This window comes from Streptomyces sp. NPDC002574 (assembly GCF_042889545.1).
In the GTDB taxonomy this organism is placed as follows: domain Bacteria; phylum Actinomycetota; class Actinomycetes; order Streptomycetales; family Streptomycetaceae; genus Actinacidiphila.
Genome location: NZ_JBIARB010000013.1, coordinates 1 through 880 on the forward strand (window position 1 = coordinate 1; position 880 = coordinate 880).

Sequence of the window (880 nt, forward strand, 5' to 3'; positions counted from 1 at the left end):
CGCCCGGTTACATTTCGAACCCGGAAGCTAAGCCTTTCAGCGCCGATGGTACTGCAGGGGGGACCCTGTGGGAGAGTAGGACGCCGCCGAACAATCTTTCTGGACCCTCGGTCCTGGCCAAAGCGCTGGGGCCGGGGGTCCTTTTGTTTTTCACGGCAGTGCGCAGTCCGCGGACGGTACGGGAGACTGGCACTACAGCAGTACGAACGACAGGAGTCATGTCGATGTCCAACACGCCCGAGGAAAGGCCGGATCGGCCGGAGCGGCGCGCGCCGCGTCAGGGCGGCGACCGGGGTGGTTTCCGCAGCAGCGGTCCTCGCCGCGAAGGCGACCGGGCCGGCGGCGGTTTCCGTCGCGACGATCGCCCCCGTTATGACCGGCCCCGTGAGGACCGGCGGGACGATCGAGGTGGCTTCCGTCGCGACGACCGCCCTGGTGGCGACCGTCCCCGTGAGGACCGTCCGCGTCAGGATCGTCCCAGTGGCGATCGCGGTGGGTTCCGCCGTGACGATCGTCCGCGTCAGGACCGTCCTGGCGGTGACCGTGGTGGGTTCCGCCGTGACGACCGTCGTGATGAGCGTCCGCGCTACGACCGTCCCGGTGGCGATCGCCCCCGTGAGGACCGTCCGCGTCAGGATCGTCCCAGTGGCGATCGCGGTGGGTTCCGTCGCGATGACCGTCGTGATGAGCGGCCCCGCTTCGACAGGCCGCGTGAGGACCGTCCTGGTGGTGACCGTGGTGGGTTCCGTCGCGATGACCGTCGTGATGAGCGTCCGCGCTTCGACAGGCCGCGTGAGGACCGTCCGCGTGAGGACCGTCCTGGTGGTGACCGTGGTGGGTTCCGCCGTGACGACCGTCGTGATGAGCGTCCGCGCTACGA

1 rRNA gene and 1 pseudogene are annotated in these 880 nt (G+C 69.0%); both read left to right on the forward strand.

Annotation, left to right across the window (positions count from 1 at the left end):
• Nucleotides 1-92: ribosomal RNA gene (gene rrf, locus ACFYXS_RS29025) — 5S ribosomal RNA — on the forward strand; the annotation flags it as partial.
• A 280-nt stretch (nucleotides 93-372) separates the two neighbouring features.
• Nucleotides 373-880, forward strand: a pseudogene (locus tag ACFYXS_RS29030) (hypothetical protein); the annotation flags it as partial.